The sequence below is a fragment of the Streptomyces sp. NPDC006624 genome (assembly GCF_040611555.1).
In the GTDB taxonomy this organism is placed as follows: Bacteria; Actinomycetota; Actinomycetes; order Streptomycetales; family Streptomycetaceae; genus Streptomyces.
Genome location: NZ_JBEXOM010000006.1, coordinates 387,007 through 401,006, shown reverse-complemented (window position 1 = coordinate 401,006; position 14,000 = coordinate 387,007). Strand labels below are relative to the sequence as shown.

The window sequence follows — 14,000 nt, the reverse complement described above, 5'->3', positions numbered from 1 at the left end:
AACGGCCCGCGTAAGCTGGGCTCGGCCCTGTGCAACCGTCCGCATCCCGCTCAAGGAGCACCCCGTGGAGATCTTCTTCGAAATCCTGCTGGTCCTGGTCTGCGTCGGCGTCCTCGCCTTCGCCGGACTGACCGTGAAGAAGCTGTTCCAGGGCCAGCGCTGACCCACGTCTAGGACATTCCCATGATCGAGATCCCCTCCGACCTCCACAAGGACCTCGTCCCGCTCGCCTTCCTGCTCGGCAACTGGGCCGGTGCCGGCGTGCACGACTTCCCCGGCTCCGAGAAGTGCAACTTCGGGCAGGAGGTCGCCTTCACCCACGACGGCCGGGACTTCCTGGAGTACCACTCCCGCAGCTGGGTGCTGGACGGCGACGGCAACAAGGTCCGCCCACTGGAGTCCGAGCACGGCTACTGGCGGATCGACGGCGCCCGCAAGGTCGAGGTGACGATGACCCGCGACGACGGCGTCATCGAGATCTGGTACGGCGAGCTGGCCGACAAGAAGCCGCAGATCGACCTGGTGACGGACGCGGTGGCCCGCACCGCCGCCTCCCGGCCCTACAGCGGCGGCAAGCGGCTGTACGGCTACGTCAAGAGCGACCTGATGTGGGTCGGCGAGAAGCAGACCCCCGAGGTCGAGCTGCGCCCCTACATGTCGGCCCACCTGAAGAAGGCCGTCACCCCGGAGGAGGTCGAGCGCTGGGCCAAGGCCCTGCCCGACGACCTGCCGGACGACGGCATCGCCTTCTTCAAGTAGCCGGACGCCTTCCCCGGCCGGTCGCCCGCGAGTCGGCCTAGACTCATGGTGTGGTGAGCACCGACTGGAAGAGCGATCTGCGGCAGCGCGGCTACCGGCTGACCCCGCAGCGGCAACTCGTGCTCGAAGCCGTGGACACCCTGGAGCACGCGACCCCCGACGACATCCTCGTGGAAGTGAGGAAGACCGCGTCGGGGGTCAACATCTCCACGGTGTACCGGACGCTGGAGCTCCTGGAGGAGCTCGGCCTGGTCAGCCACGCGCACCTGGGCCACGGCGCGCCGACGTACCACCTCGCGGACCGGCACCACCACCTCCACCTGGTCTGCCGCGACTGCCAGAACGTGATCGAGGCGGACGTGTCCGTGGCCGCGGAGTTCACGGCGAAGCTGCGCCAGACGTTCGGGTTCGACACCGACCTGAAGCACTTCGCGATCTTCGGCCGCTGCGAGGACTGCACGCTCAAGGCTTCAACTACCGAGTCGTAGGCTTACGGATATGAAGAGCCCCCTGCTGACCCTGCCCGGCGCCGTCCCCGCCGAGGGCGTGGACGAAGGCGTCGCCGCCCACTACGGCGACCTGTTCCGTGAGCAGCGCGCCCTCGCCGACGGCGCCGGTTTCGTGGACCTCTCGCACCGCGGGGTCGTCACCGTCACCGGCGAGGACCGTCTTGCCTGGCTGCATCTGCTGCTCACCCAGCACGTCAGCGAGCTGCCCCCGGGCGAGGCCACCGAGGCGCTGATCCTCTCCGCGAACGGCCACATCGAGCACGCCCTGTACCTCGTCGACGACGGCGGGACGGTCTGGGCGCATGTCGAGCCCGGCACCCAGGAGGCGCTGATCGCCTACCTGGAGTCGATGAAGTTCTTCTACAAGGTCGAGGTCGCCGACCGGACGGCCGACATCGCGGTCGTGCACCTGCCGGCCGGTTCGATCGCCGAGGTGCCGGAGGGCGTCGTCGTCCGCGAGACGCCGTACGGCCGTGATCTGTTCCTGCCGCGCGCCGATCTGGAGGCCTTCGCCGACCGGTCCGGGCCGCCCGCCGGGATCCTCGCCCACGAGGCGCTGCGCGTGGAGCAGCACCGGCCCCGGCTCGGCTTCGAGACCGACCACCGCACCATCCCGCACGAGCTGGGCTGGATCGGCTCGGCGGTGCACCTGCAGAAGGGCTGCTACCGGGGGCAGGAGACGGTCGCCCGGGTGCAGAACCTGGGCAAGCCGCCGCGCCGGCTGGTCTTCCTGCACCTGGACGGCAGCGAGGTGCACCTGCCGGCGGCCGGGACCGAGCTGCGGCTCGCGGAGGACGGCCCCGACGGCCGGAAGGTCGGCTTCATCACGACGTCCGCGCGCCACCACGAGCTGGGTCCGGTGGCCCTCGCCCTGGTGAAGCGGAACGTCCCCTTGGACGCGCCGCTGGTGGCCGGGGACACCGCCGCCGCCCAGGAAGTCGTCGTCGAGCCGTAACGCTTGTAGACCTTTCGGGTCAGATTTCGATCAGCACGGTGAACGGGCCGTCGTTCGTCAGTGATACACGCATCGCCGCCCCGAAACGGCCCGTCGCCACCGTCGCGCCCAGCGAGCGCAGCCGGGCGACCACCTCGTCCACCAGCGGCTCGGCGACGTCGCCGGGGGCGGCGGCGTTCCAGGTGGGACGGCGGCCCTTGCGGGCGTCGCCGTAGAGGGTGAACTGGCTGATCACCAGGAGCGGGGCGTCGATGTCGCTGCAGGACTTCTCGTCGTGCAGCATGCGGATCGACCACAGCTTGCGGGCCAGCTGGGCCGCCTGCTCCTTGGTGTCCTCGTGGGTCACGCCGACCAGGACGCACAGCCCCTCGCCCTCGATCGCGCCCACCGTCTCGCCGTCCACGACGACGCTCGCGCCGTCCACCCTCTGCACCACAGCTCGCATGTGTCCATCATGCAGGGCGGTGACTTCCGCGCCGCGAGCGGTTCGCGCATGGCACGAAAGGGTGGTTTGCTGTGGACGCCAACAGGCCCTGAGCGACCGTATTTTGCTGCTTAACCGCCCATCTGGGGTCTATCGGGGGCACTCGTTCCCATAGCGGCCACCTGGGGTGGCACGATGCTGGCACACACCGGTCGAGGGGACGGTCGAGCACATGAGCACATCAAGCACCGGGCAGCAGTCGGGGGCTGTCCGGTCGGCATACACGGGGATCGGGGCGCCGGAGTACCACCGGCCGCCCACGCAGCGCACGGACAGCCCGCGGCTGCCCTCGAACACCCCCGAGCACGAGCTGACCGCGCTGAGCCTGCCCGAGCTGCGCACGCTGCGCGGGAGGACCCGGCGCGACGAGGCCGACCTCAGCTACGTGCGGCGGCTGCTGCAGGGGCGGATCGACATCCTGCGCGCCGAGCTGTCCCGGCGCGCTCCGCAGGACGCGGCGTCCGTCGCCGTCACCGCGGAGAGGTCCGTCGTGGAGCGGCTCGCCGACATCCTGCGCGACGCCCCGGCCCGGCAGCGCTCCTCCGCCCGGCACGTGACGCTGGGGACCCCGCAGGGCGAGGAGTACCGGCGGCTGGCCGCGGAGATGCTCGGCGAGGTCGAGCTGTCGGACCTCCGGGCGCGCACGGACGCGGAGCTGACCACGGGCATCGGGCGGCTCGTGCGCTACGAGCAGCAGGTCTCCCGGCGCCGCCGGCGGCTGCAGCGCACGGCCGACGAGTGCAGCGCGGAGATCGCCCGCCGCTACCGCGACGGGGAGGCACAGGTCGACGACCTGCTGGTGTGATCCCCGCGGCCGCGGGGCCGGGCCGGGCCGGTCGGAAATCGGCGCGACACCGACCGGCCCCGCGCCTAGCGTGTCCCCATGACCCCGCGTGCCGACGCCGACGTACGTCCCATCACCGAGGCCGAGTTCCCCGACTGGCTGCGCGCCGTGAAGACCGGCTTCCTGCAGACCCCCGACCTGACCGAGGAGGAGGTCGAGGGGCGCCGCGCACGGTTCGTCCCGGGCCGCTACCTCGGCGCCTTCGACGCCGGGCGGTGTGTGGCGACCTTCCGCTCCTTCGACCAGGAGCTCACGGCCGTGGGCGGGGCGAGAGTCGCGGCCGACGCGGTCTCGGGCGTCACCGTCACCGCCACGCACCGCCGCCGCGGGCTGCTGACGCGGATGATGGAGCGGGACCTGACGGCCGCCAAGGAGCGCGGGGACGTCGTCGCGACGCTGGTCGCCGCCGAGTACCCGATCTACGGCCGGTACGGGTTCGGGCCGGCGACCCGGGCGTCCGAGTGGACGGTCGACGTGCCGCGCGCCGGGCTCGACGCCCGCTGGGCGGGACCCGCGGACGGCGGGCGGATCGACCTGGTGGAGGCCGAGGACGTCCGCAAGCTCGGCCCCGACCTGCACGAGCGGCTGTGCCGGGTCCAGCCCGGCGCCATCGACCGCGACGAGCTGTGGTGGAAGGCCAACACCGGCGCCGTACGGCTCGAACCGTCCTGGAAGCAGCCCTTCTTCGCCGTGTACCGCTCGGCGTCCGGCGAGGTCGAGGGCATGGCCGCCTACGAGATCGACGACCACTGGGGCGACGCCAAGCAGCCGCTGAACACGGCGAGCGTGCAGTGGCTGACCGGCGTGACACCGGCAGCGGAGCGCGCGCTGTGGCAGTACCTGTGCTCCATCGACTGGGTCGTGAAGGTGAAGAGCGGCCGGCGGGCGCCCGACGACCTGCTCCCGCACCTGCTGCCGGACCCGCGGGCGGCCCACATCACCTCGCAGGCGGACTGGCTGTGGGTGCGGATCCTGGACGTCGTCCGGGCGCTGCAGGCGCGCGGCTACGAGGCCGAGGGGTCACTGGTGCTTCAGGTCGCCGGGGTGGACGGGCTGACCGGCGGGCGCTACCGGCTGGAGGCCTCCGCCGAGGGCGCCTCGTGCGCACCGACGCGCGAGAGCGCGGAACTCACGCTCGGGATCGGGGACCTGGGAGCGCTGTGGCTCGGGGACGAGTCGGCGGTGCGGCTGGCGGCGCTGGGGCGGATCGGGGAAGAACGAGCGGGCGCCGCCCGGAAGGCCGACGCCCTGCTGCGTACGTCCAGGCGGCCGTGGTGCCCGGACCTGTTCTGAAGCCGCTCCCTTCGCCGGCTGACGGGGACCCGCATCCGTAGCGAGCTGTTCGGTTGTGGTGGTGCGCCGGGGCTCCCGGCTCCCCTCCGGAAGGGAGCCCCTGAGCGGCAAGGCCAACCCCCTGAAGGTCTGACCATGTTGCCGAAGTTGGCGACCAACTTCACTGTACTTATCTCCGCCGGGAAGCGGCTCATAACCACCTTCCGCTGAACTGCCGCAAGTTGGCGGGAAGTTGTAGCGTTGACATGTGGACCCGGAACACACCTCCGTCCGTGGACGGAAGAGGTCGCAGCGGCCACAGAGGACACATCACGAGGTGGCCGAGGAGCTGCGCGCCCGGATCAGGTCGGGGGCGCTGCGCCCGGGTGAACGCATGCCCACCCAGGCACAACTGGCCCAGGAGTTCGGTGTGGAGCGCGGCGCGGTGCGCCGGGCGCTGCGCATCCTGCAGTCCGAGGGGTTGCTCACCCACGTCTCCAAGGGCAGCCCGGCGACCGTCGCCGCCGATCCCGTCGGGGCGCTGACCGGCCCGGAAGCCCTGCCACTGCCGACGACCGTGGCGCTCGCGCCCCGTATCGAGGCGGCGTTCGCGGCGGAGCACGTGGAGATCGACGCCGTGTGCCTGACCTCCGTGTCCCTCACGCTCGCCATCGGGGAGCCGCTCAGGCAGATCCACGCGGGGCGGCTGAAACCGGCCAAGGTCGACGTCCGGGTGCTGCTGCCCGGCCGGGACATCGACCTCGCCTTCCCGGTGCCGGTGGCGGGGAGCGGCGACGAGGACCGGGTGCACGAGCGGTGGCTCGCGATGCGCAACGCCCAGGGGCAGGTGCTCCGGCACAACCTGCTGACGCTGCGCTCCACGCACGGCATCGACGTCCAGGTCACCTTCCGGGCGCTGCCGTTCACCCCGCCGGTGAAGCTGTACCTGCTCAACAACGCGGAGGCGCTGTTCGCGTACTACACGCTGACGCGCCGGGAGGCCCGGATCGACCAGCGGCCGCTGCAGATGTACGACGCGCAGGGCACCCGGTCGATGCTGTTCTCCTTCCGGCAGGGCCCCGGCCTGCGGGACACCACGTTCGTGGAGCAGTCGCACCTGTGGTTCAACGCGCTGTGGGAGACGATCAGTTCGGAGCTGGTGCTCACGAGCTGACCGCGGGTCCCGTCATCAGCAGCGCGAGCACGACCGCTCCCGCGGAGCTGACGGCCGGGCTCTTGGCCTTGACGCCCACGGTGAGCAGGAGCAGGCCGACGATGCCGGCCGGGCCGTACTTCCACTGCACGAGCTGTTCGAAGCCGACGACGAAGGCGGCGGAGAGGAGAGCGAGGGCGGGCATCGGAGTTCCCCCTTCGGAAGTTCGGAAGCAAAACTTCCGCCAACTCGATGAAGTTGGCAACCAACTCTGCTTAAGTTGTCCCCACTTGGTCCCTAGTCATAAACTACTTTCCAACAACTCCCTTCAGATGGATCGGAGTTGTAGCGTTTGGTCGTGGCCCAGGAGAGCGTGGCGGACAACGTGGCGGACAACGTGGCGGAGAACGCGGCAGTGAACGGCAGCAGGAGGTCCTCGCCCCAGGAGATCGCCGACATCCTGCGGGAACGTATCCGCACCGGCGAGCTCAAGCCGGGGGACCGCCTGCCCACCCAGGCCGAGCTCGCGGAGGAGTTCGGCGTGGAGCGCGGCGCCGTCCGGCAGGCCCTGCGGGCGCTCCAGGAGGACGGGCTCCTCACCGACGTCAGCAAGGGCAGCCCCCCGAGGATCGCCGCGCCCGCCCCGGCCCGGGGCGAGCCGCAGCCCACGATGGTCAGTCTGGCGCCGCGCCTGGCGGAGGCGTTCTCGGCGCCGGCCGTCCGCGTCGACGTGGTCTGCCACACCTCGGAGACCCTGATGGTGGCCCTCGGCGAGCCGCTGCGCCGCATCCACGAGGGCCGCGTCCGCCCCGCCTCGATCGACCTGCGCGTCCTGCTCCCCTCCCGGGAGATCAACCTCGCCTTCCCCCGCCTGGTCGAGGAGCAGGAGGAGGACGACGCGGTGCACCAGCGCTGGCTGGAGATGCGCAACGCCCAGCTGCGGGTCCTGGAACACAACCTGCTGACCCTGCGCTCCACCCACGGCGTGGACGTCCACGTCACCTTCCGGGCGCTGCCCTTCACCCCGCCGGTGAAGCTGTACCTCCTCAACGGGCAGGAGGCGCTGATCGGCTACTACATGCTGACCCGGCGCGAGGAGGAGTGGGGCGGCCGGGCGCTGGACATGTACGACGTCCTCGGCTCCAAGTCCGTCCTGTTCTCCTTCGTGGAGCGGGCGGGGCTGCGGGACGCGGCGTTCGTCGCGGAATCGCAGAAGTGGTTCGACGCCCTCTGGGAAACCATCACGACGGACCTGACACTCTCCTAGTGACTCCTGATACGACACAGACCGGTGCGGCGACGGCATCGACCGAGGAACTGCGGAAACTGCTCGCTCCTGTCCGCTACGTGCTGTGGGACCTGGACGGGCCGATCTGCCGGCTCTTCGCGGGACACCCGGCGGACGCCGTGGCGCGCATGCTCGTGAGGAAGATCCAGGAGCTCGGCCTCGGCGCCCTGCTGCGCGAGGAGGAACGTTTCCACCGGGATCCGCAGGCGGTGCTGCTCGGCCTCAACGAGCGGCATCCCGACAGCGACCTGATCACCCAGCTGGAGGAGTGGCTCACCCAGCAGGAACTCACCGCCGTCCCCAGCGCGCTGCCCACGCCGTACGCCGACCCGCTCATCCGCACCTGGTCGGCCCTGGGCGCCCGGTTCGCCATCACCACGAACAACTCGGCCCGGGCCGCCACCGCCTACATGGAGACCCGGCACCTCGAGGGCTGCTTCCCCTTCGTCTACGGCCGCACCAAGGACCTCGACCGGATGAAACCGCACCCGCACTGCCTCGCCCAGGCGCTCAAGGCCCTGGGCGCGGACCCCTCCCGGGCGCTGATGCTGGGCGACGCCGGCACGGACTACCAGGCGGCGCACAAGCTGGGCGTCCCGTTCCTGGGCTACGCCCGCGCCGAGAGCAAGCTGCCCCCGCTGCTGGAGGCGGGCGTCGACCGCTCCCACATCGTGACCTCCCTGGAACAGGTGCTGGACGTGCTCAGGGAGAAGCGCTGACCCTGCCGTCACGGTTACCCCATTGAGACCACGGATCACCCGGCTCAAGTCGTGCGGGCACCGGCGCGACGCTAGGCTCTGAGCCACTTTCCAGAGCGTTGCACTTTGATCCAGGAGCAGCCGGTGCCCCCGCTGGCGGTTTCCCCGCCTCCCTCCGGGAGGTTCCCCGCGCGCGATCCTTACGGGGAGTTCGTGCGGCGGGCGACGACGGACGGCGTGAGGTACGACGGCCGTCACAACCGGAACTTCGTCCTGCCCCTGACCGAGCCCATGGCGCGGTACGTGGGGCGTGCGGCCGGCACCCCGGCGATAGTGCGGCTGCGGGCCCCGAACGTGCTCCCCGTGGTGATCCGCACCTGGCAGGAACCCGACGTGCTCGCCGCGATCGGCGGCGCGCTGCCCGGGGCCCCGGAGTGCCTGGCCAGGCGGAACGGTTCGGCGGTCCACAGCCATGTGGAGGGCACCCCGCTGCGCCGCCTCAGCCGGGACGGCGAGCCGGTCGATGCACGGCTGGTCGGGTCCCTGATGCGGACGGTCGCGCGGATGGCGCAGATCCGCAAGGAGGCCCTGCCGCCCCTGCCCGGCGCACGCCCGGGCGGCGACAAGGACAGCCGGGGCTTCCTGCGCACCCTGGCGCACCTCGCCGACCGGCAGGTCCGCCAGCCCAACTGGGCTGAGTTCGGCGGGCTGTTCGAGGCGCTCGGGGTGCCCGCCGACGCCCTGACCCGGCTGGCCGAGCGGGTCCCCGCCATGGCGCGCCGGCCGTACACCCTGCTCCACACCGACCTGCACCGCGGCAACCTCATCGTCTCCGCGGACGGCCGGTCCGTGGCGGCCGTCGACTGGGAGCTCGCCACCTACGGCGACCCGCTGCACGAGCTGGCCACGCACCTGGTCCGGATGCGCTACCCGGCCGCGCAGTGGGAGCAGGTGCGCCAGGCCTGGGCGACGGCCATGGAGGAGTCCCGGCCCTCGGCGGTGCAGGGCCTGGCCGGGGACCTGCGCCACTACGTCGCCTTCGAGCGGGCCCAGTCGGTGTATCCGGACGTGATGCGGGCCGCCAGGTCGCTGGACGACAGGCTCGACGACCAGAGCCTCGCCGAGGCCACCGCCACCGTGCACCGGGCGCTGGAGGCCGCCGCCGAGCCGCTCGGGTTCGCCAGGGTGCCGTGCCCCGCGGAGATCGAGCGGGTGCTGATGCGCCGGCGGGACTCCCGGCACCGCAGGCCCACCGCCTTCCGGCCGGTCCCCGCCCTCGACTGGGTCCCCGACAAGCGCGTCCCGGAACACCCCGGCTTCCCCCGCGACGCCGTGCGCGACGCCCTGGTCGCGGAGGGCTCGGCCCCGGCCGGCCGGGTCTTCAAGGGCACCGCCCACCTCAACTCCGTGGTCCGCGTGCCGCACCTGGACGTGCCCGTGGTGGTGCGGCGCAAGGTCGCCTCGTTCTGCCGCCGGGAGCCCAGCCACCTCAGCGAGCACGCGGTCCTGCAGGCCATCGCCCGCTCCCGGGTCGACGTCACCGCCCCCAGGGTGCTGGCGCTGGGCACGAGCCACGGCGGGGACACCTTCGCCATCCACACCTACGCCGGCCCCCCGCACGGCGACCGGCCCCCCGGCCACCCGGTGAACGGCCTGCTGCCGCACGAGGCCGACGGGCTGGTCTACCAGCTCGGCCAGCTCACCCGCGTCGACCACGCCGGGCTCGACCCGCTCCCCGGCACCTGGGACTTCTACACCTGGCTCAGTCAGCAGCTCGTCGACCTGGTGCGCGGACTGCCGCGGGAGTCCCGGCAGGTCGCCAAGGCGCTGGGGCTGCCGGACGCGGCCCGGCTGAGCGAGATCCTCGCCCGGCACCGCGTCACCCCGCGCAGACACGCCCTGCTGCACGGCGACCTCAACCCCTGGAACCTGGTCCGCCACACGCAGCGCGACCATCTGGCCCTGACCATCATCGACTGGGAGATGGCGATGGTCGGCGACCCGCTGTACGACCTGGTCCGGCACATCCATCTCACCCCGACCCGGCCCGAGATCCGCGACCGCATGGTCCGGCAGTGGGAGAGCGTCCTGCCGCCCGAGTACACCCGGGACTGGCGCCGGGACTGGCGGGTCTACCGCTGGGTGGAGATCGTCCGCTCCGCCTACGTCGACCTCGACCGGCTGGTCACCGGCGCCGGCCTGGACGCGCCCAACGTCCGCCGCGCCGTCGACTCGTACGCGATGACCCTCGCCGCCGCCACCGCCTCCCTCGGCCTGCCGGCCCGTGCCACCGCGAACCCGTACCTCGTCCGCGCCTTCGCCTAGGCACCGCCGGGCCCTTCGCCGCACTGCGTAGGCTCGCCCCATGAGCGAGCCGGGCCTGCGGGAGCGCAAGAAGCAGCGGATGTACGAGTCGGTGTCGGACATCGCCGTCCGGCTGTTCCTGGAGAAGGGGTTCGACGCGGTGTCCGTCGCCGAGGTGGCGGCGGCGGCCGAGATCTCCAAGCCGACGCTGTTCCGGTACTTCCCCGCCAAGGAGGATCTGGTGCTGTACCGGATCGCCGACCACGAGGGGGAGGCCGCGCGGGTGGTGGCCCGGGCGCAGGAGCCGCCCGTGGAGGCGCTGCGGCGGCACTTCCTGGACGGGCTGGAGCGGTCCGATCCCGTGACCGGGCTCAACGACCGTCCCGAGGTGCTGGCCTTCCACGCCCTGCTCTACGGGACGCCCTCCCTGGTCGCCCGGGCGCACCGCCACCAGGAGCGGTCCGAGGCGGCGCTCGCGGAGGTGCTCGGGGGTGATCTGGACGCGCGGCTGGCGGCCGGGCAGATCACGGCCGTCCTGCGGGTGCTGGCGCTGGAGAACTGGCGGCGGGTCGCGGCGGGGGAGCGGGCGGCGGACGTGCGGCCGGACGCGGTGGCCGCGGCGGAGCGGGCGTTCGGATGGCTGGCGGCCGGGCTGCCGCCGGGCCTCCGTGACCGAACCCGGTAAATTATTTAACTCGGTCACATTTTCCCGGTAGGCTCGGTGGAATGACCGACACCGAGCCCGCGCTCCAGGACGCCCTCGACCGGGAACGCGCCCACCACGAACGCTGCCGGACCGCCCTCGCCGCGATGGTCGAGGGCGCCGGCGAACAGGTCGTCGCCGGGGAGGACGTCTCGGCCTCCGGGGCCGACGCCGAGGTCCTCGGGTACCGGCTGCGCAGCCGGGCCAAGGCGCTGCGGGAACTGCCCGAGGGCCCGCTGTTCTTCGGGGCCCTGCTGGGCGGCGAGGAGCGGTTGCACATCGGACGGCTGCGGATCTGCGAGCACCCCGCCGAACCGCCCCTGGTCGTCGACTGGCGCGCCCCCGTCGCGCGCGCCTTCTACCAGGCCTCGGCGCGTGACCCCCGGGGCGTCGCGGTGCGCAGGCGGTTCGGGTGGGCGCCCGGCAGCCGGGGCGACTCCGCCGATCTCACCGGCCTGGAGGACGAGCACCTGGAGCGGGGGGAGACACGCGGCAGCGAGATCGTCGCCCGGGAGATCGAACGGCCCCGGGTCGGGCCCATGCGGGACATCGCCGCGACCATCCAGCCCGAGCAGGACGACCTCGTCCGGGCGGACCTGGCGGCGTCGGTGTGCGTGCAGGGCGCGCCCGGCACCGGCAAGACCGCCGTCGGCCTGCACCGGGCCGCCTATCTGCTGTACACCCACCCCCAGCGCATCCGGCGCGGCGGTCTGCTGATCCTCGGCCCCCACCGCGCGTTCCTGTCGTACATCGCGGAGGTCCTGCCGGCCCTGGGCGAGACGGGCGTGCGGCAGTCGACGCTGCACGAGGAGATCGCGCGGTGCGAGGTGCGCGGCGTGGACGACGGGCCCGCCGCCCTGGTCAAGCACGACGCCCGGATGGCCCGGGTGCTGCGGCGGGCGCTGTACGCGCGGGTGCGCACCGGCGGGGCCGGACCGCTCGCCGTGCCGGACGGGTCGTACCGCTGGCGGGTGCCGGAGGCGGAACTGGCGCGGATCGTCGCGGACGTACGGCGCGAGGAACCGCCGTACGGGGTGGGACGGGAGCGGGTGCGGGCGCGGATCGTGCGGTGCCTGCGCGAGCAGGCCGAACGGCGGGCCGGACCGCCCCCGAACGCCTGGGTGCGCCGGATCGAGCGGTCCCGGCCGGTGTCGGCATACGTCGACGCCGTCTGGCCCCGGGTGCGCCCCGAGGAGGTCGTGGCCGAACTGCTGTCGGACGAGGGGGCGTTGGCGTCGGCCGGCGACGGGCTGCTGGACGCCGCCGAGCAGCGGGCGCTGCGGTGGCCGAAGCCGCCCCGGTCGTGGAGGTCGGCGCGCTGGGCGGCGGCCGATCTGGTGCTGCTCGACGAGGTGGCCGGGCTGATCGAGCACCCCGAGGGGTACGGGCACGTCGTCGTGGACGAGGCGCAGGACCTGTCCCCGATGGAGTGCCGGGCGATCGCCCGCCGGGCCCGCTTCGGTTCGCTGACGGTGCTGGGGGATCTGGCGCAGGGGACGACGCCGTGGGCGGCCCGGTCGTGGCGGACGGTCCTGGCGCACCTGGGCGAGCCCGACGCCACCGTGGTGGCGCTGACCACCGGCTTCCGGGTGCCGCGCGCGGTGGTCGGCCTGGCGAACCGGCTGCTGGAGCGGCTGGACGTGGACGTGCCGGCGGGCCGTTCGCTGCGCCGGGACGGGGAGGTGCGGACGCGGGAGACCACCCCGGACGCGGTGCCCTCGGCGGTCGTGGCCGCCGTACGGGACGCGCTGGGACGGGAGGGCTCGGTCGGGGTCGTCGCGGCGGACGCGGACGTGCCGCGGGTGCGGGAGGCACTGGACGCGGCGGGCATCGCGGCGGCGGGACCGGAGGAACCGGGCGCGCGGGTGTCCCTGGTGCCGGCGAGCGTGGTCAAAGGGCTGGAGTACGACCACGTGGTGGCCGTCGAGCCGGCGGCGATCGCCGAGGCGGAGGAGCGGGGGCTGCACCGGCTGTACGTGGTGCTGACGCGGGCGGTGTCCCGGCTGGAGGTGGTGCGGGGGAGGCCGCTGCCGTTCTGAGCACCGGCCTCCCGCCCGGGCACGCTCCCGTCTCACCGCCGGGCGATGACCTCCGCGATCCGGATGAAGCCGTCCCGGCCGTGGCCGAGCCCGATGGCGCGGCGGGCCATGCCCTCGGCGGCGCGCATGACGCCGGCGTCGATGCCGTGGGACTCGGAGAGGTCGACGATGTGGGCCATGGACGACACGGCCGAGGTGAGCGGGTTGCCCTCCCCGGAGTAGGTGCCGGCTTCGGCGTCCGCGGCGGTCTCGGCGAACAGCGGCGGGAGGATCGCCCCGATGCCCTGCGCGAAGGGCGCGAGCTCGCTCGGCGTGACGCCCTCGGCCCGGGCCACCGCCAGGGCGTGCGCCCAGCCCGCCATCGCCGTCCAGAAGACGTCGAGCAGCGCGACGTCGAAGGCCGCGGCCCGGCCCACGTCCTCGCCGAGATGGGTGTGGGTGCCGCCCAGCGCCTGCCGGAGGTGCGCCAGCTCCCGGTAGGGCTCCTCGGGGCCGCTGTGCAGGAACACGGCGTCGGCGGTGCCGATGGTGGGCGTCGGGGTCATGATCGCGCCGTCGAGGTAGCGGATGCCGTGCGCGGCGGCCCAGCCGGCGGTCGCGCGGGCCCGGGCGGGGGTGTCGGCGGTGAGATTCAGGACCGTACGGCCCTTGAGCGCGGTGGTGACCTCCTCGGCGCGCAGGATCGCGTCGGCGGCGTCGTAGTTCACCACGCAGACGACGGTCACCGCACTGGCGGCGACCGCCTCGGCCGCGGACGCCGCGCCGGCCGCGCCGCGGCCGAGGAGCTCCCGGTCCCGGCCGGGCGTGCGGTTCCAGACCGTGGTGCGCAGTCCGGCGTCCAGGAACGCCCCGGCCAGTGCCCGGCCCATCGGGCCGAGTCCGAGGACGGTGACCGTCGCGGTGCCGCCGGCGGACGGCCGGCCGGAATGCCCGGGGGACGGGGAAGTGCTGTGTGTGGACACGTGAGACTCCTCGATACCTGTTTCGAACCG

General features: G+C 73.0%; 14 protein-coding genes. 11 read left to right on the top strand and 3 right to left on the bottom strand.

Annotated features, from left to right (window positions below):
- Nucleotides 1-183: 183 nt before the first annotated feature.
- The 3 genes from ABZY20_RS14870 to ABZY20_RS14860 are packed head-to-tail and all read left to right on the top strand — an operon-like array spanning nucleotide 184 to nucleotide 2,223.
- Nucleotides 184-759: an FABP family protein gene (locus ABZY20_RS14870; RefSeq protein WP_356441598.1), complete on the top strand. Its 576-nt coding sequence runs from the start codon at nucleotides 184-186 to the stop codon at nucleotides 757-759.
- Nucleotides 760-809: 50 nt separating this feature from the next.
- Complete coding sequence (locus tag ABZY20_RS14865) at nucleotides 810-1,247, top strand: transcriptional repressor (RefSeq protein WP_356441596.1); 438 nt, start codon at nucleotides 810-812, stop codon at nucleotides 1,245-1,247.
- Between the two features lie 10 nt (nucleotides 1,248-1,257).
- Entirely contained in the window at nucleotides 1,258-2,223 is a 966-nt protein-coding gene (locus tag ABZY20_RS14860; protein WP_356441594.1) for a folate-binding protein, read from the top strand.
- A gap of 19 nt (nucleotides 2,224-2,242) precedes the next feature.
- On the opposite strand, the gene dtd is transcribed toward ABZY20_RS14860, so the two are convergent.
- Complete coding sequence (gene dtd / locus ABZY20_RS14855; protein WP_356441592.1) at nucleotides 2,243-2,668, bottom strand: D-aminoacyl-tRNA deacylase; 426 nt, start codon at nucleotides 2,666-2,668, stop codon at nucleotides 2,243-2,245.
- Between the two features lie 211 nt (nucleotides 2,669-2,879).
- Between dtd and ABZY20_RS14850 the strand changes: the two genes are divergently transcribed.
- The 3 genes from ABZY20_RS14850 (at nucleotide 2,880) to ABZY20_RS14840 (ending at nucleotide 5,997) form a co-directional block, all read left to right on the top strand.
- On the top strand, nucleotides 2,880-3,512 hold the full coding sequence (locus tag ABZY20_RS14850) for an aerial mycelium formation protein (RefSeq protein ID WP_356441590.1): 633 nt from the start codon (nucleotides 2,880-2,882) through the stop codon (nucleotides 3,510-3,512).
- A gap of 78 nt (nucleotides 3,513-3,590) precedes the next feature.
- Entirely contained in the window at nucleotides 3,591-4,844 is a 1,254-nt protein-coding gene (locus ABZY20_RS14845; protein WP_356441588.1) for a GNAT family N-acetyltransferase, read from the top strand.
- A 247-nt stretch (nucleotides 4,845-5,091) separates the two neighbouring features.
- Complete coding sequence (locus ABZY20_RS14840) at nucleotides 5,092-5,997, top strand: GntR family transcriptional regulator (protein WP_356441586.1); 906 nt, start codon at nucleotides 5,092-5,094, stop codon at nucleotides 5,995-5,997.
- On the opposite strand, the gene ABZY20_RS14835 is transcribed toward ABZY20_RS14840, so the two are convergent.
- Nucleotides 5,987-6,181 carry a hypothetical protein gene (locus tag ABZY20_RS14835; RefSeq protein ID WP_356441584.1) on the bottom strand — a complete coding sequence of 65 codons (195 nt, stop codon included), beginning with the start codon at nucleotides 6,179-6,181 and terminating at the stop codon, nucleotides 5,987-5,989. The two genes, ABZY20_RS14840 and ABZY20_RS14835, sit on opposite strands and share 11 nt — an antisense overlap.
- Before the next feature lie 210 nt (nucleotides 6,182-6,391).
- Between ABZY20_RS14835 and ABZY20_RS14830 the strand changes: the two genes are divergently transcribed.
- From ABZY20_RS14830 to ABZY20_RS14810, 5 genes are all read left to right on the top strand, one after another.
- Nucleotides 6,392-7,243 carry a winged helix-turn-helix domain-containing protein gene (locus ABZY20_RS14830; RefSeq protein WP_356441733.1) on the top strand — a complete coding sequence of 284 codons (852 nt, stop codon included), beginning with the start codon at nucleotides 6,392-6,394 and terminating at the stop codon, nucleotides 7,241-7,243.
- The gene (locus tag ABZY20_RS14825) at nucleotides 7,243-7,983 is read left to right on the top strand and encodes an HAD family hydrolase (RefSeq protein WP_356441582.1); all 741 of its coding nucleotides are present in this window, start codon (nucleotides 7,243-7,245) and stop codon (nucleotides 7,981-7,983) included. The genes ABZY20_RS14830 and ABZY20_RS14825 overlap by 1 nt, the downstream gene beginning before the upstream one ends.
- A gap of 216 nt (nucleotides 7,984-8,199) precedes the next feature.
- Nucleotides 8,200-10,287 carry an aminoglycoside phosphotransferase family protein gene (locus ABZY20_RS14820; protein WP_356441580.1) on the top strand — a complete coding sequence of 696 codons (2,088 nt, stop codon included), beginning with the start codon at nucleotides 8,200-8,202 and terminating at the stop codon, nucleotides 10,285-10,287.
- Nucleotides 10,288-10,327: 40 nt separating this feature from the next.
- Nucleotides 10,328-10,951, top strand: coding sequence for a TetR family transcriptional regulator (locus ABZY20_RS14815; protein ID WP_356441578.1), 624 nt, complete (start codon nucleotides 10,328-10,330; stop codon nucleotides 10,949-10,951).
- Between the two features lie 41 nt (nucleotides 10,952-10,992).
- Nucleotides 10,993-13,008, top strand: a complete 2,016-nt coding sequence (locus ABZY20_RS14810; protein WP_356441576.1) for an AAA family ATPase — start codon at nucleotides 10,993-10,995, stop codon at nucleotides 13,006-13,008.
- A gap of 32 nt (nucleotides 13,009-13,040) precedes the next feature.
- On the opposite strand, the gene ABZY20_RS14805 is transcribed toward ABZY20_RS14810, so the two are convergent.
- Entirely contained in the window at nucleotides 13,041-13,970 is a 930-nt protein-coding gene (locus tag ABZY20_RS14805) for an NAD(P)-binding domain-containing protein (RefSeq protein ID WP_356441574.1), read from the bottom strand.
- Nucleotides 13,971-14,000: the final 30 nt, after the last annotated feature.

What these genes read in the sequence shown, in the direction of transcription:
- ABZY20_RS14860 (WP_356441594.1), top strand. Translation starts at nt 1,258, where the DNA reads ATGAAGAGCCCCCTGCTGACCCTGCCCGGCGCCGTCCCCGCCGAGGGC.
- ABZY20_RS14870 (WP_356441598.1), top strand. Translation starts at nt 184, where the DNA reads ATGATCGAGATCCCCTCCGACCTCCACAAGGACCTCGTCCCGCTCGCC.
- ABZY20_RS14815 (WP_356441578.1), top strand. Translation starts at nt 10,328, where the DNA reads ATGAGCGAGCCGGGCCTGCGGGAGCGCAAGAAGCAGCGGATGTACGAG.
- dtd (WP_356441592.1), bottom strand. Translation starts at nt 2,668, where the DNA reads ATGCGAGCTGTGGTGCAGAGGGTGGACGGCGCGAGCGTCGTCGTGGAC.
- ABZY20_RS14845 (WP_356441588.1), top strand. Translation starts at nt 3,591, where the DNA reads ATGACCCCGCGTGCCGACGCCGACGTACGTCCCATCACCGAGGCCGAG.
- ABZY20_RS14850 (WP_356441590.1), top strand. Translation starts at nt 2,880, where the DNA reads ATGAGCACATCAAGCACCGGGCAGCAGTCGGGGGCTGTCCGGTCGGCA.
- ABZY20_RS14835 (WP_356441584.1), bottom strand. Translation starts at nt 6,181, where the DNA reads ATGCCCGCCCTCGCTCTCCTCTCCGCCGCCTTCGTCGTCGGCTTCGAA.
- ABZY20_RS14810 (WP_356441576.1), top strand. Translation starts at nt 10,993, where the DNA reads ATGACCGACACCGAGCCCGCGCTCCAGGACGCCCTCGACCGGGAACGC.